Source organism: Thermogutta terrifontis, assembly GCF_002277955.1.
GTDB classification, from domain to species: domain Bacteria; phylum Planctomycetota; class Planctomycetia; order Pirellulales; family Thermoguttaceae; genus Thermogutta; species Thermogutta terrifontis.
Genome location: NZ_CP018477.1, coordinates 4,528,463 through 4,547,104, shown reverse-complemented (window position 1 = coordinate 4,547,104; position 18,642 = coordinate 4,528,463). Strand labels below are relative to the sequence as shown.

The 18,642-nt window shown below is 53.9% G+C and carries 14 protein-coding genes; 13 read left to right on the top strand and 1 reads right to left on the bottom strand.

Annotated features, from left to right (window positions below):
• Nucleotides 1-627 precede the first annotated feature (627 nt).
• From THTE_RS16825 to hydF, 3 genes are all read left to right on the top strand, one after another.
• Nucleotides 628-1,332 (top strand): 7-cyano-7-deazaguanine synthase, encoded by a 705-nt coding sequence (locus THTE_RS16825; RefSeq protein ID WP_095416531.1) that lies wholly within the window; start codon nucleotides 628-630, stop codon nucleotides 1,330-1,332.
• 107 nt (nucleotides 1,333-1,439) lie between these two features.
• Nucleotides 1,440-1,841, top strand: coding sequence for a 6-pyruvoyl trahydropterin synthase family protein (locus tag THTE_RS16820; protein WP_095416530.1), 402 nt, complete (start codon nucleotides 1,440-1,442; stop codon nucleotides 1,839-1,841).
• 164 nt (nucleotides 1,842-2,005) lie between these two features.
• On the top strand, nucleotides 2,006-3,262 hold the full coding sequence (gene hydF / locus THTE_RS16815) for a [FeFe] hydrogenase H-cluster maturation GTPase HydF (protein ID WP_095416529.1): 1,257 nt from the start codon (nucleotides 2,006-2,008) through the stop codon (nucleotides 3,260-3,262).
• Nucleotides 3,263-4,606: 1,344 nt separating this feature from the next.
• Here hydF and THTE_RS18750 read toward each other — a convergent pair.
• Nucleotides 4,607-5,110 (bottom strand): helix-turn-helix domain-containing protein, encoded by a 504-nt coding sequence (locus THTE_RS18750; protein ID WP_420823866.1) that lies wholly within the window; start codon nucleotides 5,108-5,110, stop codon nucleotides 4,607-4,609.
• Between the two features lie 398 nt (nucleotides 5,111-5,508).
• On the opposite strand from THTE_RS18750, the gene THTE_RS18745 reads away from it, so the two are divergent.
• The 10 genes from THTE_RS18745 (at nucleotide 5,509) to THTE_RS16760 (ending at nucleotide 18,389) form a co-directional block, all read left to right on the top strand.
• Nucleotides 5,509-6,555 (top strand): radical SAM/SPASM domain-containing protein, encoded by a 1,047-nt coding sequence (locus THTE_RS18745; RefSeq protein WP_095416527.1) that lies wholly within the window; start codon nucleotides 5,509-5,511, stop codon nucleotides 6,553-6,555.
• Between the two features lie 14 nt (nucleotides 6,556-6,569).
• Nucleotides 6,570-7,610 (top strand): radical SAM/SPASM domain-containing protein, encoded by a 1,041-nt coding sequence (locus THTE_RS18740; RefSeq protein ID WP_095416526.1) that lies wholly within the window; start codon nucleotides 6,570-6,572, stop codon nucleotides 7,608-7,610.
• A gap of 12 nt (nucleotides 7,611-7,622) precedes the next feature.
• Entirely contained in the window at nucleotides 7,623-7,880 is a 258-nt protein-coding gene (locus tag THTE_RS16795) for a PqqD family protein (RefSeq protein ID WP_095416525.1), read from the top strand.
• A gap of 147 nt (nucleotides 7,881-8,027) precedes the next feature.
• Complete coding sequence (locus tag THTE_RS16790) at nucleotides 8,028-10,043, top strand: B12-binding domain-containing radical SAM protein (protein WP_095416524.1); 2,016 nt, start codon at nucleotides 8,028-8,030, stop codon at nucleotides 10,041-10,043.
• Complete coding sequence (locus tag THTE_RS16785; RefSeq protein ID WP_157732191.1) at nucleotides 9,998-12,451, top strand: excinuclease ABC subunit UvrA; 2,454 nt, start codon at nucleotides 9,998-10,000, stop codon at nucleotides 12,449-12,451. Before THTE_RS16790 ends, THTE_RS16785 begins: the two co-directional genes overlap by 46 nt.
• Nucleotides 12,452-12,561: 110 nt before the next feature.
• A complete protein-coding gene (locus THTE_RS18230; RefSeq protein WP_168175885.1) occupies nucleotides 12,562-12,711 on the top strand; it encodes a hypothetical protein in 150 nt (49 codons plus the stop codon).
• Between the two features lie 97 nt (nucleotides 12,712-12,808).
• The gene (locus THTE_RS16780; protein WP_095416522.1) at nucleotides 12,809-13,114 is read left to right on the top strand and encodes a transposase; all 306 of its coding nucleotides are present in this window, start codon (nucleotides 12,809-12,811) and stop codon (nucleotides 13,112-13,114) included.
• Nucleotides 13,115-14,108: 994 nt separating this feature from the next.
• Nucleotides 14,109-14,768 carry a hypothetical protein gene (locus tag THTE_RS16770; protein WP_095416520.1) on the top strand — a complete coding sequence of 220 codons (660 nt, stop codon included), beginning with the start codon at nucleotides 14,109-14,111 and terminating at the stop codon, nucleotides 14,766-14,768.
• A 170-nt stretch (nucleotides 14,769-14,938) separates the two neighbouring features.
• A complete protein-coding gene (locus THTE_RS18120) occupies nucleotides 14,939-16,876 on the top strand; it encodes a calcium-binding protein (RefSeq protein ID WP_157732190.1) in 1,938 nt (645 codons plus the stop codon).
• 163 nt (nucleotides 16,877-17,039) lie between these two features.
• Nucleotides 17,040-18,389 (top strand): right-handed parallel beta-helix repeat-containing protein, encoded by a 1,350-nt coding sequence (locus THTE_RS16760; protein WP_095416519.1) that lies wholly within the window; start codon nucleotides 17,040-17,042, stop codon nucleotides 18,387-18,389.
• Nucleotides 18,390-18,642: the final 253 nt, after the last annotated feature.

The following is an 18,642-nucleotide window of genomic DNA, read 5'->3' as shown; positions in this document are numbered from 1 at the left end:
TAGAGCGCAAGTTTACGACCTGGACAATTCGGTCAGGTGATCCCGGTGGCCGGTGGGAACCAGGCCCTGACACACGTCACTTTCTTTAAGGGGTGTTAGAGGACGTGGCCCGATGCTGCCATGAGGGTAATTCATGAACTGCCCCTCGGGACTTCCTTTCGCAGGTTGCAACAAAAAGCGCTAATGACTCAGGCGAAGGTCCCTAATTTTCCAAAAAAACGCTGAGATTGCACGGGGGCAATGTGTTGTACGGGCAATTCATAAATTGCCCCTACCCTCAGGTCTTGCCGGGTTCAATCCCGCTTCCACGCGTGCTCGTGTGCACTTCCGCGTCTCCATCGGCGGAGAAAAGTAGGGATTTGTCAGGCAGGGTCACCTTGTCAACCGTCGTATCCTTCTAGAATAGGTAAGCTCATGGCGGCAGATGTCGGAAGGAAACAGACTGTGGGCAATGCCTTTTTTCTTCTAGGAGAGTTTTAGAAGATGACCGAGGAATTCTCATGCCGATGGTTGCAATGCAAAAGCCGCGGAGGCCTTGCGATTTATTCGCCATCGGTGCGACTTGCCGCGATTGCCGCATGAGGCCCGGCTATTGAAAGACCACAGCATTGCTCCTGTTGGGACTGTATGCACGGAACAAAATTGAATCAAAATGACAGCTCCGTTGCGGTGCTGCTCAGTGGAGGACTGGATAGCAGTCTCATGCTGGCCAAACTGGTGGAAGACGGCAGGTGTGTCGCGCCGCTGTACGTGAGGTCCGGGCTGTTCTGGGAGCAGGCCGAGCTGGCTGCCGTCCGCAGGATCCTCGCTTGGTTTGCTGACCGTGTCCGTCCCCTCGCAATCCTCGAACTCCCAGTCCGCGACATTTACGGCGATCACTGGAGTCTCACCGGGGAACAGATTCCCGATGCCGACTCTCCCGACGAGGCCGTGTTCCTGCCCGGGCGAAACCTCCTGCTGCTAGTCAAAGCGGGTCTGTGGTGTCGCCAGCAGGGCGTGCCATTTCTGGCCCTTGGAATTTTGGATACCAATCCATTTGCCGATGCTTCCGAAGAATTCTTACGCACTGTGGAGACCGCGCTTAACCTGTACGGCGATCCACCGCTCCAGATCATCCGACCGTTGCAGGGCGTGTCCAAAACGGAGTGGATGAAATGGGGGCAGCGGTGGCCTCTCCACGAGACCTTCTCCTGCATCGCCCCGATGGACGGCCTCCATTGCGGCGGATGCAACAAATGTGCGGAAAGACGCCGTGCTTTCCGGGAGGCAGGAATCCCCGATCTGACCCGTTACGCTTCCGATCTCGACGGAAAATCAGTGTCGCCAGCCTGAACGTTGCGATCAGCAGCCGCTTGATCTGACCGATGACCGGTAAAATGCTCCTTCGACAAAAATCACATCAGCCCGTCATTGGCTAGCCCTTATGCGAGGAAGTGTCCATGTATCAGGTATTGCGTGAAATCGATTTCTGCTACGGTCACCGTTTGCTCAACTATTCGGGAAAGTGCCGGAACCTTCACGGCCACAACGGCTTGCTTGTCATCACCTTTGAAACAGCGTCTCTCGACGAACTGGGAATGGTTCTCGACTTTACGGACATCAAGCGCGTCGTCCAGGGCTGGATTGATGAGAATCTCGATCACCGGATGATTCTCCACCGCCAGGACCCGGTGGTACCTGTCCTGCAGGAAATGGGTGAGCCGCTTTTCTTGATGGACGAAAATCCTACCGCCGAGAATATCGCGCGGCTCATATTCGACTATGTGGCGCAAAAAGGTCTGCCGGTTGTGGAAACACGTCTTTGGGAAACGCCGCGGTGTGCGGCGGTGTATCGGCCATGAATGGCACCGTTTTCGCCCAGAAATTTCGGCCGAAGGCAGCACGATCATCGGCGGCAGTTTGCGGCGTTCAATCCCTGCGAAGGGCAACGTCGTAGAATGGGATAGGGAATTTTCTATTTTTTGCGAACAGCCATTCCCGATTCACGCCAGTTCACGGATCCTCCATGACTGAATATCGTCCCACTCCAAAAAGTTTTCGGCTGCACATCGGAATTTTCGGTCGGCGAAACGCCGGGAAGTCAGCCCTGCTCAACATGCTTACCCGGCAACAGGTCTCGATCGTCTCCGACGTGGCGGGGACGACCACCGATCCCGTGGAAAAGCCGATGGAGATGCTGCCGCTTGGGCCGGTGCTGTTCATTGATACGGCGGGCGTGGACGATGAAGGTGCCCTGGGTGCCATGCGGGTTAAGAAAACCCGCCAGGTCTTGGATCGGACCGATTTGGCGCTGCTGGTGGTTGATAGCGATCGATGGGGCGTTTTTGAAGAGCAACTGCTGGCCGAGTTTCATCAGCGTCGTATCCCGGTTATTGTCGTATTCAACAAGGTTGACGTTGCTCGTCCGGACGCAACTCTCCTCGCCCAACTGGACCAGCAAAAAATCCCTTACGTATTCACAGCCGCGATCAGGCACGAGGGGCTGGAATCGCTTCGCCAGGCCCTCATTCAAAACGCTCCGGAAGACTTCATCAACAGTCCGCCGCTGATTGCCGATCTGGTGCAGTCCGGGCAGATTGTGGTGCTCGTCGTGCCGATCGATAAAGAGGCGCCTAAAGGACGCCTTATCCAGCCACAGGTGCTCACGTTGCGTGAACTGCTCGACCATGGCGCGCTGGCCATGGTCTGCCGCGACTCTGAACTCGCCCGGGCACTGGAATCCTTGAAGGAGCCGCCAGTCCTTGTTGTGACCGACAGCCAGGCCTTTGCCCAGGTTGCGCGAGTTACCCCCCCACACGTCAAAATGACATCATTCTCCATTCTTCTCGCCCGTCAAAAAGGAGATCTCAACGAGTTCGTTCGAGGAGCCCTGGCCATCGATCGATTACGGCCGGGGGATCACGTCCTCGTGGCGGAGTCGTGCAGCCACCACCCCATTGCGGACGACATCGGCCGGGAAAAAATACCTCGCTGGCTGCAAGAGCGGGTGGGTGGGAAACTGCATTTCACGACCGTGCAGGGCCACGACTTTCCGGAAGACTTGTCTCCCTATCGGTTGCTCGTGCACTGTGGGGCCTGCATGTGGAACCGGCGCGAGGTCCTCACGCGAATGGAGCTCTGTCGGCGGGCAGGCGTTCCCATTTGCAACTACGGCGTGACCATCGCTTACACACTGGGAATCCTCGACCGCGCCCTGGAACCATTTCCCGAAGCCCAGCGTGTCTATCGCGAATTGACCCGCAGCGCCCCCGTCGCCACCTGAGAGCCATTGGCGTCGCCACCTCCCTTGGCGACTCGGCATTCGGAGGGACGTGCCTGTCACGTCCGGCCTTCAATGTTGCATCATCTCTTGCGTTTCCGCGGGGACTAAAGTCCCGCGCGGAAAGCGGGGCTAAAGCCCCGCACTCCATATGGAGTGCGGCGATTCATCGCCGCTTTTTGGTGAAGGCTTTAGCCTTCACAGCCTTGCCACTTGTCCTGTTTTCCCAGGACCACGAAATGTGCCCACCGGTAGGGGCAATTCACGAATTGCCCCTACAACGCCGGAGGGACCCGCTTGTCGGGCCCGTTTTTTCGGAGGCACGTGCGTGTCACGTCCGATCAACACGGATCGATGATCCATCATTGCCCTTGCCCCGGGCAGGACGAGCGTGCCCCTCCAAGAAATCTGCAAAACATCGAGCACCGCCAAAAGCCCCGAATTCCAGTAGGGGCAATTCATGAATTGTGCCTATCGAAATTTGACCGGACGGATCAGGCTTGGCGTGCTGTTGGTGAGGTACGGCGGGGCGCCCCGTTTCGGACGGCAGCACGCTTCCGCGATGCCCCCACAGCTATTCTCATGCCCTGTGATCGCTTCTCGAAGATTCTAACAGACACTGGGGCCGTGCCATCGGCGCCCCGGCTTGCCATGTGCATCGAATTTTGGGAAGTTGGCCGTCTCGGTCGTGGATCCTCGTGAAGGTTCGGGAGCTTATCTGGGCGTGCCTGCGCACTTGATTGGTGCGAAGCGAAAGCAAACAGAAGGGCCCTGTTATTTGCGTTGCATAGTCAGTCCCGAAATTTCCATTGCCCGGCGAGGAGGCTATGAGAACTCAGCGCCTTTCGCTCAAAAGAGCTCTTGGGGTTGGAGTCACGGTGGTCCTGGCGGTTTGCTGCTGGTCGAGGGAGACACGCCGGGGTGGTGCTGCAGAGGCTGAAAACGCCATTTCCATCGGTCAGCGACGCGAGCTTTTCATCGATGATCTGCTGATTGACAAGTTGGAGGGTTGTCGGCAGGAGCTTCACACCCCGCAACCGCAGGAGATCGTCTTCCAGTTCGATCAACCGTGGGAGGGGATTTACAGCGGCTACGTGACGATTCTCAAGGATGGGGACCGGTTCCTAATGTACTACCGCGGTATGCCCCGGGCATCGCACGACTTCGATACGGAAGTCACCTGTGTGGCGGAAAGTGCCGACGGCATCCATTGGACTCGGCCAAGACTGGGGCTGTATGAAGTGGCGGGAAGGAAGGACAACAACGCTGTGCTGGCCCGCAACAGAGGTTGCCACAATTTTGCTCCCTTTGTTGATACTCGGCGTGACTGCCCGCCGGATGCCCGCTTTAAAGCGCTGGGAGGAACTGGGGAGCCTGGACTTTTGGCCTTCGTCTCCCCGGATGGCATCCACTGGCAGCAAGTTCAAGATGCTCCGGTATTCTCTGAAGGGGCCTTCGACTCGCAGAATAATGCCTTCTGGTCGGAGATGGAAAGCCGGTATGTGCTTTACTTCCGCGTCTTTCGGCAGGGAGTTCGGTGGATCGCGCGAACCACTTCCAACGACTTCCTCCACTGGGAAAAACCAGTCGATTTGGATGCGGGCGAACGCCCCATGGAGCATCTGTATACCAATCAGATTGTCCCTTATCCGCGGGCTCCGCTTGCCGATCGGAGGACCGACCTCGCAAGCGGTGCACCAATCCCGCTGCCCCTAACGCCTGAGAACGTGCCCACGAACGCTTCACCTGCCGATAACTCATCCCCAAGATCTCGCTCGCCTTTACCAGCGTGATGTCTCCCGCCTTCACCCGGCCGAAAACCTCCAGCCGCGCTCGCTCTTTCGCACTCATCTCTAATGTCTCCATACAACCCTCCTTTCGGAGGGTTGATAGGGACATTTCTATTCACGCCGCAAGGGGTCATTTCTATTCACGTATGACACAGTCAATTTGGTGCACCCTTGACAACCACTCGGTCGTTAACTAGATTACTCATCGTAATAGCCTGTGTTGGGATTGGGAAAAGTTAATTCGGAGGCCGAAGAAATGGATCGGAGTACGCGTGGGGTTGATACTCAAACGCGGGGCTCAAGAACGTTAAATCCCAAGATTGAGCTGTTTAATCCATTTAAGAAGCCTTTTTCTCAAAACGACGCAGCTTCCAGAGTCGTCGATCCGGAGGTAGTGGAATATATGAGAGGTGAGGGGGCGAAGGTGGTGGCTAAGTGCACCCCGTGTCAGTGCTGTGCATGTCGTTAGGCGCGGGCGTCACGGAAAGTTGTCGCGGAAAGTATTGCATGATGTTGATGCCAACATCGGTGCAACTGGAGTTAACGTACGCGTGCAATCGTCGGTGTTGGTTTTGTTACAACAGATTTGCGGGTGACCCTGCTTGTGATCGCTACAAAACCGCACCGGTTGGTCTCGTACGCCGCATCTTAGATGAATTGGCCCGTGCCTCGATTATCAGCATTAATTTCAATGGTGGCGAGCCGCTGTTACATGAAGATTTTTTTGGTATCTGCGAGTACGCAGCGGCGCTTGGATTTGATTTGCACCTGAACACGAATGCGTCCCTCGTTAATCATCGGCGGGCAAATCAGATAGCGAAGTTTTTCAATTCTATATGCACTACAGTTTTGTCACCTCCCGGGGGGCCTCACGACGCAATGGTTGGGCAGAAAGGGGCTATCATTGAAGTTGAAAGGGGTATTGGTAATCTAGTGGACGCAGGGGTGTATGTCGCAGCTAATGTTGTGCTTTTCAAAGCCAATTTTCACTATCTCTATGACACGATGTGGTATCTGAGATCTTTAGGGGTGGAAACGTTACTTGTCACAATCGGCTTAGTTCCCGGTCGCAAGGAAGATAGGCATACCTTAGGACCCTGTGAGATTTATCAAGCTCTGCGACTGGTGAGGGATTTCCAGAACGGGAGCCAGCGTTTCAGCAGATTCGCCTTGCCTCAGCCAATTCCCTTGTGCGTTGTCCCGGATGATATCCGCAATTTCATCGCTGAAGCTAACATTGCTTGCACAATAGGGTTGAATGTTGCGAGGATAACGCCAAGCGGTTTGGTAACGCCGTGTACGCTGGTCTCGCAACCAGTTTTAGGAGACCTGAGCGTACAGTCGTTCGCTGAAACTTGGAGAACTTTCGCTAGTAGACGTTTTTGGCTCCATACCCTTCCCTTGCCTGAGTGTCAGTCGTGCGGCAACCTTGCAAAGTGCGGTGGGGGCTGCTACGCTGCACGGCAAACTTATGCCAAACACCTCAAAAACCGGCGAAAAAGATAAAGAAAGGAATAGTAATGCAGGCTGGGAGTGTGCCATCGTATGATCATCTAATTGATTTGGCTCCCCTTCTTGTGCAGGTCGAGCTGACTGAGGACTGTAATCTGCGCTGCCGTTTTTGTTACAACTCGCAACGTCCGCGGTATTGTACTAATGCAATTCCAATACTGGAATCGCTAGCGCGTCAGCAAGTAATGCAAGTGACCTTGACCGGGGGGGAGCCTTTGCTTCACCCCGGGTTTTTTGACGTACTTCGATGTGCCGTGGAATTATTTCCGAACGTAATGATCCTTTCAAATGGCACATTGATGAACGATGTAGCGGTAAAACGCCTTCATGAATTCCCTATTGTCAGCGTTAGTGTTTCTGTCCATGGTATTCGGAAGACGCATGATGCACTAACAGGTGTTGAGGGAAGCTTTGACCGCACAATTCGTGCTATACGAGAGTTCTTGGAACGGGATAAAATACCGATTGCGAGTAACTTTGTGTTGAATGCGGCTAACGCACACGAGCTCGGTGAGGTAGTAGAGTTTTTTCAACGGATAGGCTTGCGTTATATGACAATAACACGCTTTCTTCCAGTAGGAGTGGGTGCCAACTCAAAACATTTATGTCCCACGGGAGAGCAATTGGTGGAAGCATTTCACATCGTGGACCTTATCCGACGAGAAGAGACGTATCCCCATATAGAGATCGCAGAGGCGATACCGTTCTGCGCACTGCCTCCCGAGTTGCAATATCTTGCTAACACGTGTTCCTACGGCTATGACAGGTTTTATGTAGATGTAACGGGTGAGTTGATGGTTTGTGGCCTGTCTCGTATAAAGCTTGGCGGCAACATTCTGACAAAGTCTATCAGTGAAATTAAATGCTGCTCTCCCGTCTTTGCAGCGTTCGTGCGGAATGAGCACGTGCCAGCGCGATGTAAGACGTGTAAGCTTTTCCCACATTGCCACGGGGGATGCCGCGCAGCGGCTAAGTCGACCACGGGCGAGTGGTGTGGTACACGCGACTACCATATGGCAGGGGGAGTATCCAGGCAAAATTTGGGATGAGGCGGAACTTCAATGAGTTTGAAGGTAAAACAAGGAGTGAAGGTACGGCCGGAAAGGTTTGGAGCCCTCGTCTTTACAAACCGTACCCCAATTTTAGCATTCAACCACGATGCTTACGAGATTTGGAAACAGATCGATGGCAGACGTGATCTTGAGGAGATTGCGGACAATTTGGCATGTCGCTTCGGCCTGACAAAGGAAGAGGTTTATCCCAAAGTGAAGGAATTTATGGATGCCTGTATAAACCTGGATTTACTGGCGCGCGAGTAGCAAAGAATCTCAAATACACTGTTGGGAAAGCGTTCAGAGTTCACAAGCGGGTAGCCCAGGTAGTGTGAAAACGGAGGATATCGTCAGCCCGAGGTCACTACAAGCTCCATTTCGTCAGTCATCACAGGGTGGTTGGGGGAGTTGGCTATGTTTTCGGTCAGCATTGCAAGGGAAAAGCGGAATCGTAAGGTGTTTTTGGTGGTCCCCCCTGTGGCTGACGTAACGATGCCCGTCTTGGCCCCGTATCTACTCAAGGCGTTCCTGGTATCCCACGGGGTCAGTTGCCATGTGTGGGATAGCAGTATCGAGCTATTTAACCTTCTTACCTCACCCCATAACCTGCAAAAAAAAGTGGATTCGAGGATTGACCATCTGGACGGATTTCGCAGTCAGTTGGTTCGGTCAGGAATCTCGTTGCTGACGGAGTATGCCGACCGGATTGATAGTATCTCCGCCGGCTTGAAATTGTTGGAGTTTTTGGAGGGACGTCCTGTTATAACATTCGACGGGTTCGGAGTTCCAGACGGCCTTAGCACAGGAAATTTTGTTTCCAGTCTCGAGAAAGAGTGCGAGTTTGTCAAGCCCTTGATAACTAACCTAATCCAAACACGAAGTTTCCAGATTATTACAAGTGAGCGTAGTCCGATTATCGGCCTATCTATCTGTTTTTCAACCCAGCTAGTTCCCGCTTTAGCTTTGGCGGCCTTCTTCAAAGAGGCCAGCTCGGACTGTTTAGTCGTTCTCGGCGGAGCCTATTTCTCATCTTGGTGCTATGACCCGATCAAGATTTTGTGTGCGTTTGACGCCGTCGATGTTATTGTGAGTGGGCCAGGAGAGTATGCTCTATTATCCCTGGCAGTAGGAGAAAAACCTGCAGATCTTCCTGGAGTGGAACACAGCGTTGCAGGACGAGTTTATATACGCTGGCCCGACGATGCCCGAAAAATTTACAAGAAAATGCCCGATTTCAGGGACGTCGTTTGGCGCTCATACACTTCTGGCGGACGCGTTGCACCATATTCTTTTCGAAAGCGGTGCTACTACGGATGTTGTAAGTTTTGCAGCGGCGATCAGACATTTGCTGACGGTCTGATTACGCAGGCTGAGGTAGAACAATTAGGTCTTACGGCGCAACTTTACGATCTCGACGCTGTCTATATTGTCGACGCTGCTGTCACACCTGGGGTCATGAAACATATTGCTAGGGCCCTGGCGCCAAAAGCGAAGTGGGTGGCTAACGCTCGTCCGGAAGTTCATTTTCTCGATAAGCGATTGCTGAGTTTTCTTGCGGACGGTGGGTGCCACATGTTGCGATTTGGGTTCGAGTCGGGTTCGCAGCGGGTGTTGGACTTGATGCGCAAGGGGACGAACGTGAAAACGATTTCGGATATCATTAGGCGGGCGAGCCATGCCGGAATACGCTGCCACCTTTACATCATGTTTGGCTATCCCGGAGAGACGACTGAAGATCGCGACAAGACGATCGCATTTCTAGAGGAACATAGGGACGCTATTTATTCGTACTCAATCTCCGTGTTCCAGGCAATTCCCGGATCTGGCATTTACCTCGAGCTTTGCGAGCGTCTTGGCGTTGATCCTTCTGATGAAGCCAAAGCCACATCTGCTATTTACGCGCACATTTATCCTACCGAAGCACAGTGGAACGAAATTCGGAAGTACGTCCGAATGGTGCCGGAAGTTTTGGGGGGTAGTAGCTTAGGAAATGCCCGTTGCTATTCCGGTCGTGTTTTTGCCGATGTATTGTGCCGCGGACGCACCCAAAGAACGAGGCCGATTGTGGTCTTCGAGAGTTGTTCAATAGACAGGCAATTTTGGCACAAGAATTTTGCCACCGTCTACTATGTCTGCGTACCTGGTAAAGAATCCGGGCAAAGGAACATAGTGGCAATCGACTTAGCGCGCGATACCGCCCTCATCCTGTCAGGCCCCGCCGAAGAAAGCAGAGTCAAAGATCTAATTCGGGTCTGGGGAGGCTGCTGCGATATACAAACAAAAGACATAATCGAAGCACTTGGTTACAAAATACTGATGATGCAAGAATCAGGAGCCGAGACAATCTTGCAACATTTTCCCACTTTTGCGGAGCCTCAATGCCTATGTCTGGTCAAATCGAACTGTACGGTTGTCGCGAAGGAAACCTAAAAGGGATTGATGTAAAAATACCTTACAACAAAGTGACAGTAATAACGGGTGTTTCGGGCTCCGGAAAGAGCTCACTAGCTTTTGATACTATCTTCGCTGAGGGGCGACGACGAATAATCGAGTCGTTGGACCAACGTGAGTTGTATTTCGTATCCCCGATTTTCGCGCCAAAAGTAGATATTGTGCTCGGGTTGCCTCCGACCATTGCAGTGCGTCAATCCCAACACTTTCACAACCCTCGGAGCACGGTCGGTACAACAACAAGGGTTAGTTCTTTTTTGCACGTATTGTTTGCAACCTGCGGAGAAATACCGTGCCGAAACTGCTCTACCCAAGAAAGACCAGTGTACAATCCGGCCTTCCGCACGTATTGCAGATCCTGCGGCAAAGAGATTCGTAAATTTCAACCGGGCGCGTTTTCAAACCACTCACCAACCGGCGCTTGTCCCGAGTGTGGCGGCGAGGGAGTTACCAAAAGTGTCGATATCGAAAAAGTTTACCCAGATCCCAATCTTTCAATCGCCGAAGGTGGTTTGAAATTCGGGGGGCCAAAAAAGGGAACGATGAAGTGGAATTTCTTTGTTCGTTTTCTGGAGCAGTTTGGTTGCGACATCAGCACACCTTATTCGCAATGGCCACGGGAAGCAAAAGTTGCTTTATTTTATGGGGCAAAACGAACCAAAAAACGCCCACTGGAGTTTCCCGGAATTATTAACGAGATAGAGAAGACGTTGAAACAAACCGAAAGCCTAAGGGTTCGACGGGAGCTCGAGTGTTTCTTGAGCAAAACAACCTGCCCCACCTGCGGCGGGGCAGGGATCGATCCTGAAGCTGCTTCTGTTGTTCTGGGCGGGAAAACTGTTAGAGAGTGGCAGTGTTCTGACATGATATCGATAGCCAAAGCTTTGCAAGAGTTACGCTTTGGCGATGTTCGCGATCAGTTTGCCGAGCTTCCTCGAATGAAAATTCTGGAACTGATCCGCATACTAGACGAGTTAGGTGTATCTTACCTGGCGTTAGACAGAAAGACTGCATCTTTGTCGGCAGGTGAAATGCACAGAGTGTACCTTGCATCGCACCTGGCGTCTAATATTTCGGGCGTCCTTTACGTATTAGATGAGCCAACAGTTGGCGTTCACCCAAAGGAAGTACCTTCCTTCCTGCGCGTTATCCGTGGCCTAGTGGAGAGCGGTAGTGGTAACACGGTACTAATTGTAGAGCATGACCCGCAGGTAATTGAGCAGGCAGATTATATTATCGAATTAGGTCCAGGACCGTCGAAATTTGGTGGGACAAAGGTGTGTGAAGGGACGCCTAGTCATATTAGGCTGTGCTACCAGTCGTCTGCTACGGCGGAAGCTATAACTGCAGATATCTCATACCTGAAACGGCAGCGTCGTGAGGTAGGCGAAGAAAAACTAGAAATTCGCTCGGCCCGAGCAAACAATTTGCGGAATGTGGACGTCGATATTCCCCTGCATGTTCTGGTTTGCATCGCAGGCGTAAGCGGATCGGGAAAGAGTTCTTTGGTCATTGACTCGCTGTGCTGGTATGCTAGGACTGCGACAAGTCGCACCCGGCAAAGTGAACCTTGTACACTTGTTGGAAGAGACAGGATAACAGATATCGTGTTGGTTGACCAGGCCCCCATTGGACACAATTCCCGCTCAGTAGTCGCAACATACACCAAGGTATTCGATCGATTACGCCACATTTTTGCGCGATCTCCCGAAGCACATAAGCTGGGGCTTGATGAGCGATCTTTTACATTTAATGGCCCGCATGGCGCCTGTTCGACGTGTCACGGGTTTGGCAGAATTTGTCCCCCAAATGGGATGATCGCTGATCTTAATGTCGTTTGTCCGGAGTGTGGCGGCAAACGGTTTAATGGCACCGTGCTATCGGTCAAGTACCGTGGGTACTCCATTGCTGATGTCCTAGACATGGACATTTCTGAAGCTCGGCATCTCTTTTCCGATGTTCCTGCAATAGCCGCCAAGCTGGAAGACTTGGAAGCTATTGGCCTCGGTTACATATGTCTAGGACAAAGTACTGACACCTTGTCTGGGGGAGAGTCGCAGCGTTTAAAGCTGGCCGCAGAACTTTCAAAAAAGAAGAAAGGTGGTGTACTGTACGTTTTTGACGAGCCTACTGCGGGCCTCCATCTGCGAGACATTCGAAACTTGCTCACCGTTTTCGATCGCTTACTCGATATGGGACACTCTGTGGTCATTATAGAGCATGATCCATTCGTTATTTGGGCAAGTGACTACGTAATTGAAATGGGGCCAGGTGCCGGGCCACAGGGAGGTTCTGTAATTGCTGAGGGAACACCAGTGGAGATTGCCAAGAAGGATACTCCAACAGGACAAGCACTTAGAGCTTTGTGGCAATCGCGAAGTTGCTGAGAACAGGGATCTATTGCTCCGTCACAGGACAATATTGAGATCGTCATGGGAGTGTGGGATGGGATAGGATCGGTGGTCGTTTCTGTTCCCTTTTGCCAAGGAGGGTTGCCATGCGAAAGAAGTATATTGTCCGGCTGACCGAGGAAGAACGTCAGAAATGTCAGGAGGTCATTCGCAAGCTGAAGGCAAGGAGCCGTAAGGTCCGTCGCGCTCAGATTCTGCTGAAGGCGGACGCGAACGGTCCGGCTTGGACAGACTAACGCATTGCCGAAGCGTTCGGCTACGGCCGCAGACGGTGGAAAAGGTTCGTCAGTTTTTAGGACCAAGAGCGACTGAGCGTCGGAGGCGTCGGCGCTTTTGGACGGGCGTTACGCGGACTGTGAGCGGATCACGCTGATCTGCGACAACCTGAACACGCACGCGAATGGGGCGTTTTATGAGGTGTTCCCAGCGGAGCGGGCTCGTCAGTACTTTCGCCGCATTGGGTTTGTTTACACGCCGAAACACGGCAGTTGGCTGAACGTGGCGGACTGCGAGCTCGGCTGTTTGACCCGGCAGTGTCTAGCGGGGATCGCCTGGAGGAGCTACATCTTCTTCAGGGGCAAATTGCGGCGTGGTCGGCAGACCTCAACGCTCGGCAGCGCGGCGTCGACTGGCAAATGACCGCGGAAGATGTCCGCTGCAAACTGAAGTCTCTCTATCCCAAAACTACCCTGTGACGGAGCACTAGCTGGAATAGTCGTAACCGTGGCCATAATCGCCTGTCGGCTTCTCGCCGCAGTGCGAACACGGTGGCTGGTGGAGGATGAGTGACTTCCTACTGATCTCTGCGCACTCAATCCGACGGTTCCAAAGGAAGCTTGGTATTGGCGAAAAAGAAGTGCAGCATGCTTTGGTGATGGCTCTCTTCGGTCACCGACCTTTCCACCTTCTTCGCGGGGGCGAGATCGTCGGGTGTCATTTCAAGGAAGAGTTTCCGGACTCGATAGACGGTCGCTGGCTTATTCTTGTCGACGGGTCCCGCGTAGGCCGGGAAAAGCCCACGGTTGTGGACGGACCGCACGTCCGTTGGGGTAGCCCACGAGGCCGTATTGGAGTGATTCCCCCAAGCAAATAGCGGAAGCAACCCGCTGGCGAAACGTTGTAATCTGAGCAGAGGGGCCATTCGGACGGACCTAATCATATGATCTACAGAGGGGGATTGACAGCGCAAAAATCCGCGGTAAACTATCGGGCGACAATCTCGGATCCTTGTTGACCGGGGTTTTTGCCGAGCGCCAGGGGTGGGCATTGTCCGGGGTTGGGAGGCTAAGGGTACAGGGGCCGTCTGGGCTTCACAGTCTGGCACGTCGCTTGCAGTACCTTGGGGCAATTCTTCCCACTGGCGGTTAGTGCTTTGCCTTGCTCGGGACATCGGATCAATTTATTGACTTGGTTCCGTGTCGGCACGATGTCTGCGCGGATTCTTCATCTCGGTTCTACGAACCAAGTCAGGATGATACTATTCGTGGAACTGAAAGCCTCGATGACTTCTAGGAGGTGCACCATGTTTCGCAAGGGTTCTCGTGCTTCGCGGCGTGCTTCAAAGAAGAGCAAGCTCCTGGGCTCCCACAAGAGCAAAAGGCAACTCTCATTCGAGGGCTTATAGGATCGCCGGATGCTGTCCGGTATCTCCGCAATGCTGACGGGAAGCGGTGTTCTGGCGATTTTTGGGTCGGCCGAGTCAGACAATATCGTCGTGCGTCAGGTCGATAACAATCTGAAGATCGATGGGCTGGGATGCTATCCTCTTGACAAGGTCAACCGCATTGTCGTCAACGCGGGTGAAGGCGACGACGTTGTCAACCTTAACAGGGTAAGCACTGTGCCGGCATATGTGTTCGGCGGCGCGGGCGACGACGTCATTACGGGAACATCCGCAAACGATTACATCGAAGGCGACGATATCCTCGACGCATCCGTTACCTTGCCGCTGACCGGTGATTTCAACGGGGATCACAGAACGGACGGATTAGTATTGCGCTACATAGACGGTATTGGTTTGATTGCGACCACAGTGTTCTCGCTGGGAAATGGGAACTATGCGGTCGTTAACGATGTTCTCGGCAATGATGCCATGCAGGTGTTTAACGCAAGCAGCGGTCCGCTCGTTGGGGACTTCAACGGGGATGGGGCTGATGATCTCGCCTTCGTGGCCCAAGACGCCGTCGCGCCCGGCCTGAACATCGTGGTCCATTTTTCGCTGCGAAACGGACTCTGGAAGACGAGGCAGCAAGTTGAAACCGACCCCTCGAACGGACGAGGCTTTGGGTTCTGACGGGTGATTTCAACGGCGATCACAAAACGGATATCGCCCTGGTCGGAACCAATTGGAAGGGGAATGACGAGCTGAATCTCGACGTCAAACTCTCTAAAGGCAACGGTGCCTGGACCGATCGATACCAAGAATTCGCTGGAGAGGCCGCGTGGGTCAACGAAAGCATCGCGTTGGCTAAACAAGACGCATTAACCGGCGATTTCAATGGGGATGGTAGGACGGACATCGCATTCCTCGGTCGGAATCTGTTAAACCAGTATTTTCCCGGGGACGGATTGGACATCGCCGTCAAGTTCGCCAACTACGATGGAACGTGGAAATCCCGCTACAACCGCTTGGACGGCAACCCAAATCTCGCCCAATATGCTCCTCTTACCGGTGACTTCAACGGCGACCATAAAACGGATATCGTCTTCGTCGGCCGAAATCAAAACGGCATGGAGGAAATGAACCTCACTATCAAGTTCTCTAAAGGAACCGGAGCATGGAACTCCGCCTATCAGGAGTTCGGGAATTGGGAAGGCTTGTGGGTGGAGGAAATGGTCAGTCTGACCGGCCGTCCCGCCCTCACCGGGGACTTCAACGGGGATCTCGTAACCGACATCGCCTTTGTCGCCCCCGGATTTCTGGACCCTCTCTTGCCCGGACGGCAGGGACCCGACATTGCAGTCAAGTTCTCTACGCGTGATGGATCCTGGACATCCCGTTACACCCGTTTGGATGAAGGGACGCATCTACTCGGGCAGGCGCCGATCGTCGGTGACTTCAACGCAGACCACAAATCCGATATCGCGTTCAGCGGATTGGATTGGAACGGCTCGCTGGGCCTGCACGTCGGTACGACTTTCTCCAAAGGTAAGGGTTCATGGCAGCTCGCAAACTGGCACGCACGTAATGGCGAAGACGTGGTGCGCGGGCAGGGCGGCGATGACATCGTCTACGGCGGCGATTACGACGACGTGCTTAAAGGAGCCGATGGCGATGATATGCTTTTGGGTGGGCGCGGCGATGACCTCCTGAGGGGCGACGCCGGGGACGATCACCTTGAGGGCAATGAAGGCGACGACTCGCTGTACGGCAGCGATGGTGCAGACCAACTCTTTGGCGATGCCGGAAATGACACGCTTCACGGCGACGCCGGCGACGACGTGCTGAACGGCGGCACCGATGACGACGCGCTCTTTGGCGATGCCGGGAACGACACCCTGAGCGGCGGGGACGGGAACGACAACCTGTACGGCGGGGACGGGAACGACAACCTCTATGGCGAAGCCGGTGCTGACACTCTCAACAGCGGAGCCGGGAATGATGGGTTGTTCGGTGGTGTAGATGACGACGTCGATACCCTCGCGGGTGGTGCGGGGGCGGATCGGTTCCTCTTGTACAATGGCGTCTACTCGTCTCCTCAAAACCTGGATCTGGTCTCAAATCTCGCTGACGTCGACGCGACCATTAATTTTTATGACGATGACGGCCAATGGAATGAATTGACGGTTAGCATAGTCGATCGCGGACTGGCGAAGCTACACGAACGCACTAACAACACCGCGCTACTAAAGCTCCAGAATGGTAGCTCGTTGAATTTCATTCGAAAGGGTTACGATCCGTACTTCGCAATCTTTACCGGTTCAAATGGCACAATTGAATTTTATGATAGCAATCTCGGGTGGGACCCACTGTTTTATGAAATGGCCACTGTTTGGTCCATTGCGTATCTGTGGCTTGATCCATCTCTTCAGGGAATTCCCGCCCCAGATAATAGCGGGCGCAACTTCGCGGAGTATTTTATGTATCTTACACAGCAGTCCAACATCAACACCCTGTTTAATTATAACGAACCTGGCAACCTTGTAGACTACGTTCACGGCATTGGTGCAATATTACCAGACCGGGATTGGGCATCATGTTGGGCGGCAGCATTGGGGTATGCGAAAAAGCTGTTCGATGCAGGGTATGCATTCGATGTCCAGAAATTCGATCCTTACGATAGCGATGGCGACGGCATAATTGAAGATCCGGGATTTTGTGACCCCGCAAAGTATTCAGACCTTGCAAGGCAGAAGATCGCCGCAGTCGACTATTTCTTCAATCAATTAAGTACTCCATGATATTCCGCGACAGTGCCAAGCACTGTTGACGATTGTTGATTGCCGACGCCGTTCAACGGTTTCTTGGCAGAGTCGAGGCTGGACCTTTTGAAAAATCGGCGTCAGCGATCCCGGCAACGCACCACAACGCTGTTAGCATGACGGGCGTTGTCGGGATTTTCTTTTGCGCCAATCGAACCACGCCCGATCCGGCGGCGGAACGCTCGTCATTCCGCCCGGCACCTATCGGGTGGGCAAGCAGGAACATGTCCCGGGCGAATATCCATACTATCGCCCGGCCAAGATCTTCACCGTTAAGGGGCTGAAGTACCTGCGCATCGAAGGCAATCGGGCGACGCTGCGGTTAGCGCCGGGCTTGCGGTTCGGGTCCTTCGATAAAGATAACGGCGAACCCTATCAGCCAACCAAAATGCCGTTCGTCGATCCCAAGTACGCGGCCAGCGTGGGATTTATGCTGCACATCGTCGAGTGCGACAACGTCATCATCCAGGACCTGGAACTGGACGGCAACCTCGGCGAACTAATCATTGGCGGACAATTCGGCGACACGGGCCGACAGTTGCCTGCGTGCGGAATCTTTCTTCAGAATAATAAAAACGCCACTATCGAGCGCGTGCATAGTCATCACCATGCGCTGGATGGAATCATGATCGGCTGGTACGGCCTGAAGGAGCAGGACCCGGCGTCGCCGCATACTCTCACGGACTGCGTGTTCGAGTACAACGGGCGACAGGGACTTTCATGGATCGGCGGGCGAGGGCTGACCGCTCGGCGGTGCAAGTTCAATCACACGGGAAAGGCCGAAAACAACGGCAAGCCGTTTGTCTCTGCCCCCGGTGCGGGACTCGACATCGAGGCGGAGGAGTCCATCTGTCGCGACGGCTATTTCGAGGACTGCGAGTTTGTCAACAATGCGGGTTGCGGCATGGTGGCCGACTCCGGCGACGGCGGATACAGCCGCTTTGTCCGCTGTTTGTTCTGGGGTGTGACCAATTGGAGTGCATGGAATGCCAAGCCCGGACTAGTCTTCGAGGACTGCACGTTTCACGGCAGCAGCGTGCACGCTTTTGGTTCGGACGATCCGGCCTTGGCCACGCGGTGGATTCGTTGCACTTTCGAAGATAAACCCTGGCAGGGCCAAGGTCCTTACGGTGGTTTCCTGGCGGAAATGAACGGCAACTTGAAAAACGTCACGTTTGAATCCTGCGTTTTTCGCGCGAACCAGCGCCGCAGTATTTGGTGCTCGGGTGGAGGTTTTCGCTTCGTTGATTGCGAGTTCATCCACCGCTTTGCCGAATTGCCGGCTGGTCAATTCCAGGCCCTTCTTCGAGAAGGCGAGATCGTCGGGTGTCATTTCAAGGAGGAGTTTCCGGAAGGGACAGACGCCCGATGGCCGATTCTTGTTGACGGTTCCCGCGTGGTAGGCCATGAAAAGCCCACGGTTGTGGACGGACCGCACGTCCGCTGGGGCAGCCCACAAGGCCCCGTTGGAGTGATTCCCCCAAGCAAATAGTTGAAGCAACCCGCTGGCGAAGCGTTGTGATGGGGGAGTAGACGCCCTGTCGGTCAAGAATGTCCGGCAGGTGGTCCGGGGGCGAGGTCGGTAGGCTTGACCTGATTGCAAGCATTGCCCAACGCAGTGTTCTGCCATAGGATAAAACGAATTTGGCCGGTGATGGATCACCCGGAAAAGGAAACGCACTGGTAAAGAACTGCTGAGGCAATTGTTTGGGCCATCGGGTGCGGCTTGCGAGACCAATTCGCGG